General features: G+C 71.0%; 17 protein-coding genes. 9 read left to right on the forward strand and 8 right to left on the reverse strand.

The window, feature by feature from the left end; translation table 11 throughout:
* Positions 1 to 53: 53 nt before the first annotated feature.
* Both AC3RXZ_RS13135 and AC3RXZ_RS13140 read right to left on the reverse strand, forming a co-directional pair.
* Positions 54 to 1631: an enoyl-CoA hydratase-related protein gene (locus AC3RXZ_RS13135; protein ID WP_491494299.1), complete on the reverse strand. Its 1578-nt coding sequence runs from the start codon at positions 1629 to 1631 to the stop codon at positions 54 to 56.
* Between the two features lie 7 nt (positions 1632 to 1638).
* A complete protein-coding gene (locus AC3RXZ_RS13140) occupies positions 1639 to 2847 on the reverse strand; it encodes an acetyl-CoA C-acetyltransferase (RefSeq protein ID WP_491494300.1) in 1209 nt (402 codons plus the stop codon).
* 128 nt (positions 2848 to 2975) lie between these two features.
* Here AC3RXZ_RS13140 and AC3RXZ_RS13145 point away from each other — a divergent pair, with 128 nt between their 5' ends.
* From AC3RXZ_RS13145 to AC3RXZ_RS13160, 4 genes are read left to right on the forward strand one after another with little or no spacing between them, the layout of a single operon-like run.
* Positions 2976 to 4478, forward strand: a complete 1503-nt coding sequence (locus tag AC3RXZ_RS13145; RefSeq protein WP_491494301.1) for a CoA-acylating methylmalonate-semialdehyde dehydrogenase — start codon at positions 2976 to 2978, stop codon at positions 4476 to 4478.
* A gap of 56 nt (positions 4479 to 4534) precedes the next feature.
* Positions 4535 to 5689: an acyl-CoA dehydrogenase family protein gene (locus tag AC3RXZ_RS13150; protein ID WP_491494302.1), complete on the forward strand. Its 1155-nt coding sequence runs from the start codon at positions 4535 to 4537 to the stop codon at positions 5687 to 5689.
* Entirely contained in the window at positions 5686 to 6567 is an 882-nt protein-coding gene (mmsB, locus tag AC3RXZ_RS13155) for a 3-hydroxyisobutyrate dehydrogenase (protein WP_491494303.1), read from the forward strand. The genes AC3RXZ_RS13150 and mmsB overlap by 4 nt, the downstream gene beginning before the upstream one ends.
* Before the next feature lie 34 nt (positions 6568 to 6601).
* On the forward strand, positions 6602 to 7378 hold the full coding sequence (locus AC3RXZ_RS13160; RefSeq protein ID WP_243229533.1) for an enoyl-CoA hydratase-related protein: 777 nt from the start codon (positions 6602 to 6604) through the stop codon (positions 7376 to 7378).
* Positions 7379 to 7419: 41 nt separating this feature from the next.
* Here the strand turns inward: AC3RXZ_RS13160 and AC3RXZ_RS13165 are convergent, their stop codons facing one another.
* The 3 genes from AC3RXZ_RS13165 to AC3RXZ_RS13175 are packed head-to-tail and all read right to left on the reverse strand — an operon-like array spanning position 7420 to position 8868.
* Positions 7420 to 7863, reverse strand: a complete 444-nt coding sequence (locus tag AC3RXZ_RS13165) for a DUF1905 domain-containing protein (protein ID WP_243229534.1) — start codon at positions 7861 to 7863, stop codon at positions 7420 to 7422.
* Positions 7860 to 8330, reverse strand: coding sequence for an SRPBCC family protein (locus AC3RXZ_RS13170; protein WP_243229535.1), 471 nt, complete (start codon positions 8328 to 8330; stop codon positions 7860 to 7862). The genes AC3RXZ_RS13165 and AC3RXZ_RS13170 overlap by 4 nt, the downstream gene beginning before the upstream one ends.
* A 1-nt stretch (position 8331) precedes the next feature.
* Positions 8332 to 8868: a MarR family winged helix-turn-helix transcriptional regulator gene (locus tag AC3RXZ_RS13175; protein WP_243229536.1), complete on the reverse strand. Its 537-nt coding sequence runs from the start codon at positions 8866 to 8868 to the stop codon at positions 8332 to 8334.
* Between the two features lie 136 nt (positions 8869 to 9004).
* On the opposite strand from AC3RXZ_RS13175, the gene AC3RXZ_RS13180 reads away from it, so the two are divergent.
* The 3 genes from AC3RXZ_RS13180 to AC3RXZ_RS13190 are packed head-to-tail and all read left to right on the forward strand — an operon-like array spanning position 9005 to position 12538.
* The gene (locus AC3RXZ_RS13180; protein WP_243229537.1) at positions 9005 to 9781 is read left to right on the forward strand and encodes an electron transfer flavoprotein subunit beta/FixA family protein; all 777 of its coding nucleotides are present in this window, start codon (positions 9005 to 9007) and stop codon (positions 9779 to 9781) included.
* 2 nt (positions 9782 to 9783) lie between these two features.
* Complete coding sequence (locus AC3RXZ_RS13185) at positions 9784 to 10755, forward strand: electron transfer flavoprotein subunit alpha/FixB family protein (protein WP_243229538.1); 972 nt, start codon at positions 9784 to 9786, stop codon at positions 10753 to 10755.
* Positions 10756 to 10759: 4 nt separating this feature from the next.
* On the forward strand, positions 10760 to 12538 hold the full coding sequence (locus AC3RXZ_RS13190) for a cytochrome b/b6 domain-containing protein (protein ID WP_498265589.1): 1779 nt from the start codon (positions 10760 to 10762) through the stop codon (positions 12536 to 12538).
* A gap of 117 nt (positions 12539 to 12655) precedes the next feature.
* On the opposite strand, the gene AC3RXZ_RS13195 is transcribed toward AC3RXZ_RS13190, so the two are convergent.
* Complete coding sequence (locus AC3RXZ_RS13195) at positions 12656 to 13162, reverse strand: GNAT family N-acetyltransferase (protein WP_243229540.1); 507 nt, start codon at positions 13160 to 13162, stop codon at positions 12656 to 12658.
* Positions 13163 to 13304: 142 nt separating this feature from the next.
* On the opposite strand from AC3RXZ_RS13195, the gene AC3RXZ_RS13200 reads away from it, so the two are divergent.
* Together AC3RXZ_RS13200 and AC3RXZ_RS13205 are read left to right on the forward strand one after the other, a co-directional pair.
* Entirely contained in the window at positions 13305 to 13865 is a 561-nt protein-coding gene (locus AC3RXZ_RS13200) for a thioesterase family protein (protein WP_491494305.1), read from the forward strand.
* Between the two features lie 33 nt (positions 13866 to 13898).
* Positions 13899 to 15350: a hypothetical protein gene (locus tag AC3RXZ_RS13205; protein ID WP_491494306.1), complete on the forward strand. Its 1452-nt coding sequence runs from the start codon at positions 13899 to 13901 to the stop codon at positions 15348 to 15350.
* Positions 15351 to 15687: 337 nt separating this feature from the next.
* Here AC3RXZ_RS13205 and AC3RXZ_RS13210 read toward each other — a convergent pair whose 3' ends face one another.
* Together AC3RXZ_RS13210 and AC3RXZ_RS13215 are read right to left on the reverse strand one after the other, a co-directional pair.
* Positions 15688 to 16236: a hypothetical protein gene (locus AC3RXZ_RS13210; protein ID WP_491494307.1), complete on the reverse strand. Its 549-nt coding sequence runs from the start codon at positions 16234 to 16236 to the stop codon at positions 15688 to 15690.
* On the reverse strand, positions 16233 to 16925 hold the full coding sequence (locus tag AC3RXZ_RS13215; RefSeq protein WP_243229544.1) for a hypothetical protein: 693 nt from the start codon (positions 16923 to 16925) through the stop codon (positions 16233 to 16235). Before AC3RXZ_RS13215 ends, AC3RXZ_RS13210 begins: the two co-directional genes overlap by 4 nt.
* Positions 16926 to 16955: the final 30 nt, after the last annotated feature.

The following is a 16955-nucleotide window of genomic DNA, read 5'->3' on the forward strand; positions in this document are numbered from 1 at the left end:
TCGGGAGCACCCGGTCCGCCTGCCGGAGACTGCGCCCGGTGCGTGCGCGTGCTTCAGGGGGCCGTGTGCCTACGCGTGATCGCCCGCGTCCTCGACGAGCCGAAGGAGCGACGGTGGGGGGCGAACCGACGCCCGTGCCGATCCGCCAGCGCCTGAGCACGCGCGGCGAAACCCGCCACGCCTCCGTCGTACTGCGCCATGTACTGCAGCGCGCCGCCCGTCCACGCCGGGAAGCCGGCCTCCAGAGAGGCGATGTTCGCCTCGGCCACGGAGGCGAAGACGCCCTCGTCCAGGCGGTCGAGCGCTTCCAGGGCATCCGCGAACAGCATCCGCTCCTGGAGCTCGACCAGCGCGGGTGCCGCACGGCCCGACCTGAAGCGCTCGCGCAGGTCCGGGTGGATCCGCACGGGTTCGCCGGCCTCGTCGTACTCGTAGAAGCCGTGCGGCGCTTCGTCTCCCCGGCGCGGCGTCTCGTCGCGCAACCAGGCCAGGACCTCCTTCGCGACGCCCGCGAGCCGGTCGGCCCGCACCGCGGCACCAGGGGACTCTCCCGCGAGTGCGCCCTCGTCCACCCGCCGCAGCGCTCCGACGCGGTACCCCGCCTGACGTGCCGCCTGCTCCACGGACGCGGGCTCGACTCCCTCGCCGACCGCGGCGACCGCCTCGAGCAGCCCCGCCCGCGCGGCGGGGGCAGGCCCCCTCCGGCCACCCTCGGTCTTGAGCGCCTGCCGGTCGAAGAACGCGCTGATCATGTTCTTCGCGACCCGTGTGTGGGTGAGGTGGATGAAGTACCGGGTCTCGACCCGCGATGCCGCCTCGAAGTCGAGGTACGCGCCCTCGACGGCGGCCGCCAGCGCCGCCCGCGGAGCCGGCAGCGGCGCGCCGCCGACCTCTGCGCGCAACTGCGCCGTCATCGCCGGCAGCATGCTCGCCACCGAACCCTCCTTCGGCCCGCCGCCGGGAATCCGGAAGCCCTTCTCGTCCCACGGCTTCACCGGCTCCGGGTTCACCGCGATCCACGCGCGCGCCGTCGCCGTCAGGTCCGCAGACGGCACCAGCTCATCGACGATGCCGGCGTCCACCGCGCCCGCGCCGTCGAACAGGGTCGCCGGCAGGATCACCTGATCCAGCGCCTTCTGCAGACCGAGCATCCGCACCGTGCGCACCGTGCCCCCGCCACCGGGCAGCAGCCCCAGGGACACCTCGGGAAGGCCGAACCGTGCCCGCGGGGCATCCGACGCCGCGATGCGCCGGTGCGCGGCCAGCGCCACCTCGAGGCCTCCGCCGAGCGCCGAACCGGTGAGCGTCGCGACCACCGGGCGCCCCAGCAGCTCCAGCCGGCGCAGCAGCGACTTCACGTGCTCCACGCGCGCCGTCTCCTCGGCCGACCGGGACGGATCCGCCTGCCGAAGCTGCACCAGATCTCCGCCGGCGAACCAGCTGTCCTTCCCGGACGCGAGGATGACCCCCGTGATCCCGTCGCGCTCGGCCTCCAAGCGCTCGATCGTCGCCCCGAAAGCCGCCACGAAGTGCGCGTTCATGGTGTTGACTGCGGCGTCCGGGTCGTCCATGGTCACGGTGACGACGCCCTCGGCATCCTGATCCCACCGGTACCCGGCGTCTGCGCTCATCCTGCCCTCACACTCGCTCGATCACGGTCGCGATCCCCATGCCGGAGCCGACGCACAACGTCGCGAGCCCGCGCCGCAGGTCCCGGCGCTCGAGCTCGTCCAGCAGCGTTCCCAGGATCATCGCGCCGGTCGCCCCCAGCGGATGGCCCATCGCGATCGCCCCGCCGTTGACGTTGACCTTCTCGTCCGGGATGCCGAGATCGCGCTGCCACTTCATGACGACGGCCGCGAAGGCCTCGTTCAGCTCGAACAGGTCGATGTCCTCCACGCCCAGGCCGGCCCGCTTCAGAGCCTTCCGCGTCGCCGGCGCCGGGCCGGTGAGCATGATGGTCGGCTCGGAGCCGACCACCGCCGTCGACACGATCCGAGCCCGCGGCGTGAGCCGGGCGGTGGCGGGAGCCTCTGCGGAGCCCACGAGAACCAGCGAGGCGCCGTCGACGATGCCGGAGGAGTTCCCCGGACCGTGCACGTGATCGATGCGCTCGACCCCGTGGTACTTCTGCAGGGCGACGGCGTCGAAGCCGAACCGCTCGCCGATGCCCGCGAAGCTGGCCGGGAGCCGGCCGAGCGACTCCACGGTCGAACCGGGGCGCCGATGCTCGTCCGTGTCGAGCACGACGACGCCGTTGATGTCCCGCACCGGGACGATCGAGCGCGCGAACCGCCCTTCGCGCCAGGCGGTCTCGGCGCGCTCCTGCGACCGCGCGGCATAGGCGTCGACGTCCGAGCGGCCGAACCCCTCGAGGGTCGCGATGAGGTCGGCCCCGATGCCCTGCGGCACGAAGTGATGGTCGTAGGCCGTGGTCGGATCCTGTGCGTGCGCGCCGCCGTCCGAGCCGAGGGGCACCCGCGACATCGACTCGACCCCGCCGGCGAGCACCAGGTCCTCGAACCCGGAGGCCACCTTCTGGGCGGCGAGATTCACAGCCTCCAGTCCCGACGCGCAGAACCGGTTCACCTGCACACCGGGCACGGACTCCGGCAGGCCCGCGACGAGCGCCGCCGTGCGCGCGATGTCCCCGCCCTGCTCGCCCACGGGGGAGACGACGCCGAGCACGACATCGTCGATGTCCGCGGCATCCAGTCCTGGGTTGCGCTCCCGGATCGCGTCGATCAGGCCCGTCACCAGATCGACCGGCTTGATCTCGTGCAGCGCGCCGCTCCTGTTGCGGCCGCGCGGTGTGCGCACCGCATCGAAGATGTACGCGTCCGTCATGTCTGCTCCAACCCTCTACAGCATTATGCGCCCTGCCCGGCCGGCAGATAGTTGGATGCCCTAGTAATTCGATGATGGGCAAACTAAGCTGAGCTTGTGCCAATGACGGCGCGAAGGGACTTTGCACAATGACTCGCACCATCCCCCATTTCGTAGGCGGATCGCTCCTCACTCCAGACGCCGGACGCTTCGCGGACGTCTTCGACCCCAGCACCGGCTCTGTCCAGGCGCGCGTGCCGCTCGCGAGCCCCGACGAGGTCGGACGCGTCGTCGCGAACGCCGAGGCCGCGCAGCCCGCCTGGGCCGCGACCAGCCCTCAGAAGCGCGCGCGGGTGCTGCTGCGCTTCATCGATCTCGTGCATCGGGACATGGACGACCTCGCCCGCCTGCTCTCCTGCGAGCACGGCAAGACGTTCGACGACGCGAAAGGCGACATCCAACGCGGGCTCGACGTGATCGAGTTCGCCGCGGGCGCGCCCCACCTGCTCAAGGGGGAGTATTCGACCGACGCCGGCAGCGGCATCGACGTGTACTCCATGCGCCAGCCGCTCGGCGTCGTCGCCGGCATCACCCCGTTCAACTTCCCGGCCATGATCCCGCTGTGGAAGGCGGGGCCAGCGCTCGCCGCCGGCAACGCGTTCGTCCTCAAGCCGAGCGAGCGCGACCCGTCGGTCCCGGTGCGACTGGCGGAGCTCTTCCTCGAGGCCGGGCTCCCGGCGGGTGTCCTCAACGTCGTCCACGGCGACAAAGAGGCCGTGGACGCCCTGCTCGAGGACGATCGCGTGAAGGCCATCGGCTTCGTGGGGTCGACGCCGATCGCGGAGTACATCTACGCCACCGCGGCCGCACACGGCAAGCGCGCGCAGTGCTTCGGCGGGGCGAAGAATCACCTCGTGGTCCTGCCGGACGCCGATCTCGACCAGGTCGCCGACGCCCTCATCGGTTCGGGCTACGGCTCGGCGGGCGAACGCTGCATGGCGATCTCGGTGGCCGTGCCGGTCGGCGACGAGACGGCGGACGCGCTGGCCGCCAAGCTCGCCGAGCGCGTCTCCCACCTGCGCGTCGGCCCGTCCCTCGCCGACGGCATCGACTACGGTCCGCTCGTCACCCGCGCAGCGGTCGAGCGGGTCGAAGGATACATCCAGCAGGGGGTGGATGCCGGAGCCACCCTCCTGGCCGACGGTCGAGGTCTCGTGGTCGACGGACACGAGGACGGGTTCTACCTCGGCCCGACCCTGTTCGACCACGTCACCACGGACATGTCCATCTACCGCGAGGAGATCTTCGGGCCGGTGCTCGTGATCGCCAGGGCACGCGACTACGAGGAGGCGCTCGCGATGGCCTCCGACCACGAGTTCGGCAACGGCGTCGGGATCTTCACACGCGACGGCGACGCCGCCCGCGACTTCGCGGCCCGCGTGAACGTCGGGATGGTCGGCGTCAACGTCCCGATCCCCGTTCCCCTGGGCTACTACACCTTCGGCGGGTGGAAGCGCAGCGGCTTCGGCGACCTGAACCAGCACGGACCCGACGCCTTCCGCTTCTACACGAAGACCAAGACCGTGACGAGCAGGTGGCCCGCCGCCGGCATCCGCGAAGGAGCCAGCTTCGTCATGCCGACCACGCGCTGATCCCCTCTTCATTCGTCGAGCGAGCGCAGCGAGTCGAAACGCAGCAAGGAGAACACATGAGCCTCATCACCACGACGACGTCCGAGGAACGCGCCGCGATCCTGCAGGCGGTCCGCGAGTTCGCCGAGACCGAGCTCGCCCCGCACGCGCTGGAGCGCGACGAGAAGCACCTGTTCCCGCGCGAGAGCCTGGAACGCGCCGGCGACCTGGGCCTCGGCGGCATCTACGCCGGCGAGGAGTACGGCGGCACCGGCTTGTCCCGCGCTGACACCGTCGCGATCTTCGAGGAGCTCGCCAAGGGCGATCCGGCGGTCGCGTCGTACATCTCGATCCACAACATGGTCGTCGGAATGATCGACCGCTACGGCGACGACGCCCAGCGTGCGCGGTGGCTGCCCGTTCTGACCGGGATGTCCGGGTTCGGCGGATACTGCCTGACCGAGCCGGGTGCCGGATCGGATGCCGCGGCCATCGCCACGAGCGCGATCCGCGACGGCGACGACTACGTCCTCACCGGCGTCAAGCAGTTCATCTCCGGCGCGGGCGAGGCCGCCGTGTACGTCGTGATGGCGCGCACGGGCGAGCCGGGAGCGCGCGGCATCACCGCGTTCCTCGTCCCGGGGGACGCCGACGGCGTGAGTTTCGGCGCCCCGGAGAAGAAGATGGGCTGGCACGCGCAGCCCACCCGCCAGGTGATCCTGGACGAGGTGCGCGTGCCCGCCTCCGACCGGCTCGGCGACGAGGGCGGCGGCTTCAAGATCGCGATGTCGGCGCTCGACGGAGGCCGCCTCAACATCGCCGCGTGCTCGCTGGGCGGAGCGCAGTGGGCTCTGGATCGCGCCGTCCGATACGTGCACGAGCGCTTCACATTCGGCGATCCCCTCGCCGAGAAGCAGAGCATCGTGTTCCAGGTGGCCGACATGCGGGCGCAGCTGCATGCGGCCCGGCTCATGGTGCAGGACGCCGCCGAAGCCGTCGACGAGGGCGCCGCGGACGCGTCCGTGCGCTGCGCGATGGCGAAGCGGTTCGCGACCGACGCCGGCTTCGACGTCGCCAATCGCGCGCTCCAGCTGCACGGCGGCTACGGCTATCTGCAGGACTACGGCATCGAGAAGGTGGTGCGCGATCTGCGCGTGCATCAGATCCTGGAAGGGACGAACGAGATCATGCAGCTCATCGTGGGACGCGAGACGTTGAAGGCCGCATCATGAAGATCGCATTCCTCGGGCTCGGTCATATGGGATTGCCGATGGCCCGCAATCTCCTGGCCGCCGGACACGAGGTCCGCGGCTACGACGTGGTGCCGCAGGCGCGTGAGGCCGCAGCAGCGGCCGGAGTCCCGATCGCCGACACGGGGACGGATGCCGCGGCATCCGCGGATATCGTCATCACCATGTTCCCGGCCGGAGCGCACGTCCTGGAGGCCTACCGGACCGGGCTCCTGGACGCCGCATCCCCCGGAACCCTGTTCATCGAGTCGTCGACGATCGCGGTGGCGGACGCCCAGGAGGCGCATGCGCTCGCCGCCGCAGCGGGTCACCGTCAGGTCGACGCACCGGTGTCCGGAGGCGTCGTGGGAGCTGAGAACGCCACGCTGGCGTTCATGGTGGGCGGCTCGGACGAGGATTTCGCCGCGGCCCTGCCCATCCTGGAGCGGATGGGCAGGCGCATCGTGCACTGCGGCGGCCCCGGCCTCGGCCAGGCCGCCAAGGTGTGCAACAACATGATCCTCGGGGTGTCGCAGATCGTCGTCGGCGAGGCGTTCGTGCTCGGCGAGCGCCTGGGACTCACGCACGAGGCGCTGTACGAGGTCGCCTCGAACGCCTCCGGCCAGTGCTGGGCGCTCACGACCAACTGCCCCGTGCCCGGCCCTGTGCCCACCAGTCCCGCCAACCGGGACTATCAGCCGGGCTTCGCGGGAGCGCTCATGGCGAAGGATCTCGGCCTCGCGCTCGAGGCGATCGAGCAGACCGGGACCGACGCGCGCCTGGGGCGGCTGGCGCAGCAGATCTACGCCGCGTTCGCCGCCGGGGACGGGGCGACGCGCGACTTCTCCGGGATCATCACCGACATCCGGGACGCGTCCTGAGGCGGGCATACTGGAGCCGACGGAGAGGACCGGCATGAGCGAGTACGAGACGATCCGGATCGAGCAGCGCGGACGCGTGGGCTGGATCACCCTGAACCGCCCGCAGGCACTGAACGCGCTGAACGCGCGGATGTCGGAAGAGGTGACCGCCGCAGCGGTCGCCTTCGACGCCGACGACGGCGTCGGCGCGATCGTCGTCACCGGGTCCGAGAAGGCCTTCGCCGCGGGAGCCGACATCAAGGAGATGGAGGCGATGTCGGCGCAGGAGATGCTCGACACCGACCACTTCGGCGCCTGGAACGACTTCGCCGCCGTGCGCACCCCGGTCATCGCGGCCGTCAGCGGGTTCGCCCTGGGCGGCGGATGCGAGCTGGCGATGATGTGCGACATCATCCTCGCCGCGGACACCGCGAAGTTCGGGCAGCCCGAGATCAACCTCGGGGTGATCCCCGGCATGGGCGGCACGCAGCGCCTCATCCGCGCGGTCGGCTACTACAAGGCGGCAGAGCTCGTGCTGTCCGGGCGGATCATCGGCGCCGAGGAAGCGGAGCGGGTCGGTCTCGTCTCGCGGGTGGTGCCCGCATCCGACCTCCTCTCCGAGGCCTCGGCGCTCGCCGAGACGATCGCGTCGAAGTCGCTGCCGAGCGTGTACGCGGCGAAGGCGGCGCTGGACGCCGCGATGGAGACGACGCTCGCCGATGGCCTCGCGCACGAGAAGCGGGCCTTCGCGGCCCTGTTCGACACGGCGGATCAGAAAGAGGGGATGGCGGCCTTCCGCGAGAAGAGGTCGCCGCGGTTCGAGAACCGATGACGTCCTCGCCGACCGGCAGGAGCGCGGCGTCGGCGTCCCCCTCAGCCGCGCAGACCGGCGAGCGCCTTCTCGAGGCGGCGGGCGCGGGTGTCCTCGGCCTTCGCCTCGGCGATCTGCCGGGCGATCTCCTTGCGCTTGGACGGCGCCAGCGCGTCGAAGGCCTCCTTGGCCGCGGCATCCGCATCCAGCGCCTCGGCGAGCGCGGGCGGGATCTCGATCGGACGCTCCTCGGTGTCGACGCGGATCGTGACGTCGATCTCCTGCCCGATGTCCAGCCCCAACTCGGCGCGGGCGGCCTTGCTGAACCCGATCATGTTCGCCCCGCCCATGCGCGCGAGGCGGAGTCGGATGCTGCGATCGCCGATCGAGACGACGACGGGGAAGGACTTGCCGGCGCCGAACGAGGCGACCTGCTCGTCGGTGAGAAGGATGGCCGCCGCCGGGCCCTGGGCTTCGAGGATCGTGTGCAGGCGCAGTTCGCTCATGCGGCCAGCGTACGCCCGCGTCCCTCGATCTCGTCGGCGAGGATCCGATTGCGTTCCGCGATCAGCCGTCGCAGATACGCGCGCAGCAACAGCCGGTCGACGAGGCGCCCGATCGGCCCGAACGGCGAACGGAACGTGATCGTGTCCCGCATCAGCGTTCCGCGGGGGTGCGCCGAGAACTCGTGCTCGTGCAGGAAGGCGGTGAAAGGCCCCGCGATCTGCCGGTCGCAGAACCGGTGCGGCGGATCGATGTCGAACACGATCGAGCGCAGGCGGAACGGGATGCCGAAATGCCGCGCGCGCCATGTGACCGTGGACCCTTCGGCGAAGGCGCCGCCGGCGGGCCGCTCGAGCATCGACTCGCCGTACCGCTGCATCGAGCGCACATGCAGTCCCGGATCGAGCGATGCCGTGAACACCTGGGAGGGTTCGGCGGCGATCAGCGTCTCGAGCACGAACCGTGCCATGTCAGAGCGGGTCCGGCTGGGGGCGGGGGTCGCTAAAGTCCCCGGCGTCCTTGCGCAGGCGCGCGACGATCGCGACGAGATCCGAGGCATCCTCCGGACTGATGCCCGGGTTCGTGAACACCTCGGTGTTCAGCGCGGCGGTGGCGCGCTCGACGAGTTCGCGGCCCGCCGGGGTGAGCGCGAGCATGGCCGCGCGTCCGTCGTGCGGGTGCGGCTCGCGGACGATCAGTCCGTCGCGCACCAGGCGGTCCGAGGTGCTCGTGACGGTCGTGGCGTGCACCTGCAGTCGGGACACCACGCTCGACAGCGGCAGGCGCCCGGCGCGGCTGAAGGCGAGCAGACGCAGCATCTCATATCGGGCGAAGGACAGCTCGAAGGGCTTGAGCGCCGCGTCGACTCTGGCGAGGAGGAGCTGCTGGGCGCGCATCACGGAGATGACGACGGTCATGCCGTCCGCGGCATCCGTCCACCCGTGTGCGAGCCACTGCCGCTTCGCCTCGGCGAGCGGATCGATGGGCAGCGGACGGGATCGGGTCACGGATTCCACGGTACCCGGCCCTGCCGCCGTGTCGTGGCGGCGCGCTACGCTCGGAAGCGCAGCGCCCGGAGTACCTCCCCGTGGGGTGGTACTCAGTCCCACCGGACTAGAATCGGAGTGTCGTGAGGAGCAATCGATGAAGATCTTCGTCCTGGTCAAAGAGGTGCCGGACACCTATGGCGATCGGAAGCTGAACCTGGAGACGGGCCTGGCCGATCGCGCGGCCGGTGACGTCGTCCTGGATGAGATCACCGAGCGCGCGCTCGAGGTCGCCCTCTCCTATGCCGACGGCAACGAGGGGACCGAGGTGGTGGCGCTGTCGATGGCGCCGGAGTCCTCCACCGCCTCCGTGCGGCGGGCGCTCGCGATCGGCGCCCACTCCGCCGTGCATGTCGTCGACGAGGAGCTCTCCGGCGCGGACCTCGGATTGACCGCCGAAGTGCTCGCGGCGGCGATCCGTCGAGCCGAGCCCGATCTCGTGATCACGGGCAACCTCTCCACCGACGGCTCGGGCGGCATGATCCCGGCGATGCTCGCCGAACACCTCGGCTTCGCGCAGGCCACTGCTCTCAGCGCGGTCGAGATCACGGCGGACGGCATCACCGGCACGCGGACGACGGATGCCGGGTCGCAGTCCGTCTCGGCCGCCCTGCCGGCGGTCATCTCGATCACCGAGGCGCTGCCGGACGCACGGTTCCCCAACTTCAAGGGCATCATGGCGGCCAAGAAGAAGCCGCTCGAGGTGCTCGCGCTCGCGGACCTCGGCGTCTCGGCCGACCCCGGTGCCGCACCGCGGACGATCATGACGTCGGTCGCCGAGAAGCCGCCGCGTGCAGCGGGCATCAAGATCACCGATGAGGGCGACGCCGGCACCCGGCTGGTCGAGTTCCTCGTGCAGAACAGGCTGGTGTGAGCATGGGCTACCCCGAGAACCCGATCCTCGTCCTCGTCGACGTGACGCCCGCGGGCGACGCCGCCCCCAGCACGTCGGCCCTCCTCGGCGCGGCGTCGACGATCGGCAGCCCGATCGCGCTGGTGCCGGGAGGCGCGCAGAGCGCCGTGGATGCCGCGGCCGCAGCCGGAGCCGCCGTGGTGCTCACCGCCGCGGTGGACGACACGCAGCTGATCGTCCCGCTCGTGGACGCTCTGCACACCGCCTATGCGCGCGTGCAGCCGGATGCCGTGCTCGTGTCGAACTCGATCGTGGGACGCGACGTCGCCGGGCGGCTGGCCGTGCGGACGCGAGGCGCCCTGTCGGTCGACGCGATCGGGGTCTCGCGCGACGACCAGGGCGTCGTGGCGCATCACTCGGTCTACGGCGGCGCCTATCTCGTCGACTCCGCCCCGACCTACGGCGCCCCGATCGTCACCGTCCGGCAGGGCGCGGTCGAGGCGCGCGGAGAAGCAGTCGCCTCCCCGGCCGTCGAGGAGCTGGAGGTGGTCGGATCCGGCGCCGCCGCGGCGACCGCCGGCCCCGTCGAGGCCATCGAGCAGGAGTCGTCGCGGCCCGAACTGCGAGGGGCGGCGCGCGTCGTCTCGGGTGGTCGGGGGCTCGGCTCCAAGGAGCAGTTCGCGCTGGTCGAGCAGCTGGCCGACGCCCTGGGTGCAGCCGTCGGCGCTTCGCGCGCCGCGGTGGACGCCGGCTACATCCCGTACGCGCATCAGGTCGGCCAGACCGGCGTCTCGGTCTCGCCGCAGCTGTACGTGGCGCTGGGCATCTCCGGCGCGATCCAGCACCGCGCGGGCATGCAGACGGCCAAGACCATCGTGGCGATCAACAAGGACGGCGAGGCGCCGATCTTCGACATCGCGGACTTCGGCATCGTCGGCGACGTGTTCACGGTCGTCCCGCAGGTCATCCAGGCGCTCGAAGCGCGGGGGAAGTAGCAGGATGTTGCGCCGCGGACTGCCTCGCGTGCCCGGCGGCGAGCCGTGGCCTCCGGCGGACGTGCTGACCGACGAGCGCGTCTCGGGTCCGGAGACGGTCGGAGGCGACGCGCTCAGTGAAGCGGTCGCGGCGTCGGATGAGGCGGCGGTGCCGGCCGGTGATCCGGGGGCGCTGGTGGGCGGAGTCGCTTCTGGCCCGCAGGGCGGCGAGTCCGGTGCGGGACCTGAGCCCGCGGGTCCTCTCCGCCGCGGGCTGCCGCGTGTGCCGGGCGGGGAGCCGTGGCCGCCCGCCGAGGTCGTTGCTGCCGGGAGTGCTTTCGCGGGGACCGCAACCACTCCGCCCGCTGGCGTGACCGCTGCCGGCGCGGCCGCCGCAGCGACCGCCGCCCGAGCGACCTCGGCGTCTTCGCCGAGCACCCTGCCGTCCTCCGACGCGGGTCGGTCCGGCCCGAGCGGTGACACGTCAGACGCCGTCGCTGTGGCCGCGGCGGAACCGGCATCCGGTGCGCCGGGCCCCGGCGCGGCGGGAGCCCTCCGTCGCGGGCTGCCGCGTGTGCCTGGCGGGGAACCGTGGCCGCCCGCGGGAGTGATCGCCGCTCCTGCGGAGCCTGCCGCACAGGCCGGACCGCCCCCCACGCGGGAGCAGTCGGCGGCCTCAGCGGCGGGATCGTCCGCGCCTTCTTCGCCCGGAGCATCCGAAGCGTCCACGACCACCCTGCCGTTCTCGCCGCAGCGCATCGCGGCCTCGACGACGACGGGGACCCCCTCCGGCGTACCGCTCGACACACCGCTGCCCTTCCCGCTCACGGTCCACCATGGCGCCGCGCCGCGCCACCCGGCCCCCGCGCCGGAGCCCCAGCGCCTCGGACCGTTCACCAGGGCGCAGTGGGCGGGCGTCGTGATCGTCGGCGGCGCGGGGCTGCTGTTCGCCGCGGGGATGGCGGTGTTCTTCGTGCGGTGGCTCCTGTCGCTCGACGGCATGGCGGACTTCGTCGCCACCTATCCCGGCGAGTATCACCTTCCCGAAGGAGCGCCGGTGGGCTTTCCCGCCTGGCTCGGCTGGCAGCACTTCTTCAACGTGTTCCTCATGGTGCTGATCATCCGCTCGGGCCTGCGCATCCGGGGGGAGAAGCGCCCGACGGCGTTCTGGACGCCGCGGAACGACCCGAAGGGCAAGACGAGTCTGACGATCTGGTTCCACCAGGCTCTCGACGTCCTCTGGCTGCTCAACGGCGTCGTGTTCGTCGTGCTGCTGTTCGTCACGGGCCAATGGATGCGGGTGGTGCCCACGAGCTGGGAGGTCTTCCCGAACGCGGTGTCCGCGGCGCTGCAGTACGTCTCGCTGGACTGGCCGACCGAGAACGGGTGGGCCAACTACAACAGCCTGCAGCAGCTGGCGTATTTCGCGACGATCTTCCTCGCGGCCCCGCTCGCCGCCGTGACAGGGTTCCGCATGAGCGGCATGTGGCCGAAGAAGGCGGAGCGCCTCAGCAAGGCGTACCCGATCGAATGGGCGCGCGCCGTGCACTTCCCCGTCATGCTCTACTTCGTCGCGTTCATCTTCGTCCACGTCGCGCTCGTCCTCTCGACCGGTGCGCTGCGCAACCTCAACCACATGTATGCGGCGCAGGGGTCGACGGATCCGACGGCGTACGCCGACAACTGGACGGGATTCTGGATGTTCGTGGCGTCGCTCGTCGTCATCGCCGCGGCGTGGATCGCCGCCCGTCCGCTCGTCATCGCCCCGATCGCGCGCCTGTTCGGCACCGTCTCGGGACGCTGACCCGTCGCCCGGGCCCCATTCGAGCGATGAGACCCCGTCCGAGTGACGAAACCCCGTCCTGGCGACGCTGCCAGGACGGGGTTTCGTCAGCCATGAGAGGTCTCACGGGTGGTGGGATCAGCGAACGAAGCGGACCTCGGTGAGCGTCTCGCCGAGGAACGGCTCGGTGTGCGTCGCGCCGTCCAGGTGGAACCCGTTGCGCGTGTAGAAGCGGTGAGCGCGCGGGTTGTCCTCGGCGACCCACAGGTACAGCGGCTCGTCCTTCTCGACCGCGGCGTCGAACAGCTTCTGTCCGAGACCCGTGGAGTGCCAGGCATCCAGAAGGTAGATGAAGTACAGCTCGCGGTTCGCGGGAGCATCCTTGTCGCGGGCGGGGCCGGAGCCGACGAAGCCGACGATCTGGCCGTCCACGAGCGCGGCGCTCATCTTGAACTCGGGGCCCTGGACGGCCCAGTGGGTCCACAGCTCGGCGAGCCGCCGAGGCGAGACCTTCTCGAGTGCTGCCTTGCTGATCAGGTGGTCGTAGGTCTCGTGCCAGCACTGCGCGTGCACGCGTCCCAGAGCCTCCGCATCCACATCACGGACCGGACGGACGATGACATCTGGCTGGGCTTCGGCGCTCATGCCCGTGACTCTACGCGCGGCTCGGGAGAACCGGAAATCTACCGCGTGTAGAAGCCGAGGGTGCCGGAGCACGAGCTCAGGGATTGTGAGACGGCCACAACGGAATACCCGTTCGGTGCGCGGCTCGCTACTCTCGCACCTTGTGAACGTGATCTGGCGGACCCTGCTCGTGATGTGGAACGCGCGACGGCGCGTGCGACGCGAGGGGCGGATCGCGCCCACCGAGATCGGCCGCATCCGCCTGACGACCCTCCCCACCGACATCGACGTCCTCCGCCACATGAACAACGGGCGCTACCTGTCGCTGTTCGATCTCGGCCGCTGGGATCTGCTGATCCGCACCGGCATGAGCGATGTGATGAAGCGCAACGGCTGGTACGCCGTCGTCTCGGCCGAGACGGTGACCTTCCGCAGGTCGCTGGAGCTCTGGCAGCGATTCGACGTCGAGTCGCGGCTGCTGGGCCACGACGACAAGGCGATCTACATGGAGCACCGCGCGGTCGTGGGCGGCGAGATCTACGCGCGCGTCATCGTGCGCGCCCGGATGCTCAAGCGCACCGGGGGCACCCTCACGCACCAGGAGCTGTTCGCGGCCGTCGGACGTCCGGAGGGGCTACCCGACGTCGAGCCGTGGATGCACGAGTGGGCCACGGCGTCCGCCCTGCCGCCGACGCGTGCCGAGGCGCCGAGCGTCTGGTCGTAGTGCCCGGCGCGGGGCTGGCGCTAACGTAGCCTCGTGCTGACCCTCCTCGCCTCGACCGGCCGTGTCCTCGCCGGGCATTGGCCGGCCCTCGTGGCGTGGTTCCTGGCAGGTCATCTGGTGCACTTCGGAGCGATCCAGCTCGCGGGGTACGTCGGAGCGTGGACGAGCGTCGGCGGCATCCTGCTTCTCCCGCTCGCGATCCTCGCCCGGCTGATCAGCTTCGTCGCCATGTTCCTCGTGATCCGGGACGGGTTGCGCGAGCTGCAGAAGATCGCCCCGGTGCCGCCGTCCGCCGAGGAACGCCGGCGGACGTTCCTGAACACGCTGCTGGCCAGCATCCTGCCGTTCTTCGCGATCTACGCCGCCTGGGGGATGCTGCAGGACGACGTCATCGCCTACGACGCCCGCGCACTCGCCGTGCGCTCGGGCCTGCGGTTCCAGTCCATCCTGGACGGCTCCGAGGTCCCCACCGGTGCCGTCGGCAGCAACCTGACCCTGGACGTCGTCACCGGCATCCTGATCGTCATCGCCTTCGCAGGACGCTGGGCCTGGAAGAAATGGCCGAAGAAGCTTCCGGCGCCGTTCTCCGTCCTCGCGGTGTACCTCGAGGCCGTCTGGGTCTGCCTCTCGATCATGGTGATCAAGGACGCCCTCGAATCCCTGCAGCACTGGGTCGACACCCGCGTCGGGATCCAGTGGGCGATCCAGGCGCGGGAATGGCTGGCGGACCAGGTCGCGCCGCTCGCCTGGGTGTGGGACGGCGTCGAATGGTTCATCGGACAGCTTGCAGGGCTCACTGTCGAACCGCTCGCGTGGCTCGCGATCGCGGGCGTCATCTACGGGCAGGCCATCGCGGCCGAGAAGCCGGCGCTCGACGTCGCCCTGTACCGTCGAGCGCGCAGCCACCTCGACCGGGTTCCCGGCATCCTGCGGCGGATGCTGGGACAGCTCGGAGCCGAGTTCACGTCGCGCTTCACGCCCATCATCGACGCGATCGTTCTGATGTGGCGCGCGGGTCCCCTGCTCATCGGCACGTTCGTGCTGCTCTACACGATCGTGCTCGCCGGGGAGACGACCTTGGACCTCGTGATCTCGCGGCTGCTCGGCCCGCACGATCTCGCGTCGTTCTGGCGCGTGCTGAGCGAGGGGATCCTGCTCGTGATCGCCGTCGTCGTCGAGCCGATCCGCATCGGCGTCGTGGCCGGAGCGTACGACGCCTCGCTGGGCGCGCTGCGCCGTCAGCGGCACGTCGAAGCAGCGGCGAAACCGGCCGGAGGTCAGGGGTCGATCGAGAACCTCAGGTACGTCGGAAGCTCCGACGCCGGGGTCACCTCGATCCAGAACGGCCCCTCGGCGTCCGCGGGCACGATGAACGGGACGATGATCTCGTACGGGGCCACCGGCAGCGGCTCGCCGTCCTCGTCCTCCTCGGGCGTGACGCAGATCGTGGGCTCTTCGGACGAGTACTCGACGCCGAGCTCATAGCGCATCTCCTCCCACTGGCGCCCCGTGCTCTGCTCGACGAGCTGCGGCGCGGAGCACCCGGGAGCCTCGGCCTGCGGGTCCACGGGAATGGCGACGGCGATCACCCTGGCGTCCCGCGGAGCGACGAGGCCCTCCGTGCCGGTGAGATCCTTGGCGCGCACGGGTCCCCAGGTGGCGCCGGCGAACTCGACGGACTCGTCGGCGTCGGCGTCGATCGGGAAACTGGCCTCGTAGAGGAACACGTTCGACCAGGCCGGCCAGACGACTGCCGCCGCGGTGACGGGCGCGAGCACGGCGACGGCCACCACGGCGAGGCGGTTGCGCCGCCACCACCCGGTCACGGGTTCGTCCAATCGGTCGCGACGATCTCGGCGTCGGAGACGCGCTCCAGCTCGTCGAGGTCGATGCGGAGCTCCGCCACCGAGTCGGCACGCGTGTCGTCATCGAGGGAGAGACGCAGGACGCCGGTGCCCGTCAGCACGTCCCCGGGAAGCTCGAAGGCGAGCATGCCGGTGCGTGAGACGCCCGTGACGACCTGTTCCCGGAACATCGACGGCATCCGCTCGCTCGCCCGGAAGGAGCGGTCGCCGATCGTCAGCTCGGCGCCGCCCAGAAGGCTGCCGGTCTGCTCGAGGGTGGAGCGGGCGTCAACGTCGACGAGCAGCCAGGTGCCGTCCGCACTCCATCCGTTCGGCGCGTTCACGCCGTCCGAGATGCGGACCTGCTGCACGGTCAGCGCGAACTCGCGCCCCATAGCCTCCTCTCCGATGGCGGCGGGAACGACGAACGGCTCGACCGAGGCCGAGTCGTCGGGCGTGGCGAAGGCTACCAGCCAGGCGGCGGCCAGGAGCGCCGCCGTGAGGAGCCACGGGAGAGCGCGCTTCACTCGGTCACCCCCGCTCCGACATCCTCAATGGACAGCGTCGCGTACGCGCCGACCTCGACGTCCTCCCAGTAGTCCCCGTGGATGAAGAACTCGCCGGAGTACTCGGTCGCCGTGTGGAGGGCGACGCGCAGCTCGTCTCCACCCGCATAGGCATCGGCGGGGACGGCCCAGGTCAGCACGAGCGGAGCGGGTACGCCCGGCTGCAACCAGGGATTGAGGGTCGTGTCGTCGTAGCGTGCGATCGCGCCCGCGACGTCCGGGGCGTCGTCGACCCGGATCTCGGCCACGCTGCCCGTCGCCGTCGCCGGGCGCGCGGTGTCGTCGATGTTGGTCACGTCCACGAGCAGGACCAGCAGGCGCTCGCCCTCCGCCGGCGTGACCCCGGTGTCGCTCAGCTCGTCGATCAGAACGGCGCGCTGCGGCGTCATCTCCAGGCCGGCGCCCGTGAAGGTCTCACCGGCGGACAGCTCGGGCAGGGGCGGCTCCGGAACCGTACCGAGGCCGCCGAAGGCCGCCGTCGCACCGAGGATCAGCGCGGTCGCGATGCCGCCGATCCACTTCGTCGAGACGCGGTCGGCGACGGCGGTGACCCACTTCTTCGACGTCGGCGTCCGCGGCGCGGGCGACGGGCCGGATGCCGGCGCCACCGCCCCCTCCACGGCGCTCTGCACCGCCCCCGTCTCTGCCACGGGATCAGCATAGGGTTCGCCGCACATGCT

Source organism: Microbacterium cucumeris (genome assembly GCF_058349845.2).

What these genes read in the sequence shown, in the direction of transcription:
- AC3RXZ_RS13150 (WP_491494302.1), top strand. Translation starts at nt 4,535, where the DNA reads ATGAGCCTCATCACCACGACGACGTCCGAGGAACGCGCCGCGATCCTG.
- AC3RXZ_RS13180 (WP_243229537.1), top strand. Translation starts at nt 9,005, where the DNA reads ATGAAGATCTTCGTCCTGGTCAAAGAGGTGCCGGACACCTATGGCGAT.
- AC3RXZ_RS13145 (WP_491494301.1), top strand. Translation starts at nt 2,976, where the DNA reads ATGACTCGCACCATCCCCCATTTCGTAGGCGGATCGCTCCTCACTCCA.
- AC3RXZ_RS13190 (WP_498265589.1), top strand. Translation starts at nt 10,760, where the DNA reads ATGTTGCGCCGCGGACTGCCTCGCGTGCCCGGCGGCGAGCCGTGGCCT.
- AC3RXZ_RS13140 (WP_491494300.1), bottom strand. Translation starts at nt 2,847, where the DNA reads ATGACGGACGCGTACATCTTCGATGCGGTGCGCACACCGCGCGGCCGC.
- AC3RXZ_RS13160 (WP_243229533.1), top strand. Translation starts at nt 6,602, where the DNA reads ATGAGCGAGTACGAGACGATCCGGATCGAGCAGCGCGGACGCGTGGGC.
- AC3RXZ_RS13135 (WP_491494299.1), bottom strand. Translation starts at nt 1,631, where the DNA reads ATGAGCGCAGACGCCGGGTACCGGTGGGATCAGGATGCCGAGGGCGTC.
- mmsB (WP_491494303.1), top strand. Translation starts at nt 5,686, where the DNA reads ATGAAGATCGCATTCCTCGGGCTCGGTCATATGGGATTGCCGATGGCC.
- AC3RXZ_RS13195 (WP_243229540.1), bottom strand. Translation starts at nt 13,162, where the DNA reads ATGAGCGCCGAAGCCCAGCCAGATGTCATCGTCCGTCCGGTCCGTGAT.
- AC3RXZ_RS13185 (WP_243229538.1), top strand. Translation starts at nt 9,784, where the DNA reads ATGGGCTACCCCGAGAACCCGATCCTCGTCCTCGTCGACGTGACGCCC.
- AC3RXZ_RS13170 (WP_243229535.1), bottom strand. Translation starts at nt 8,330, where the DNA reads ATGGCACGGTTCGTGCTCGAGACGCTGATCGCCGCCGAACCCTCCCAG.
- AC3RXZ_RS13165 (WP_243229534.1), bottom strand. Translation starts at nt 7,863, where the DNA reads ATGAGCGAACTGCGCCTGCACACGATCCTCGAAGCCCAGGGCCCGGCG.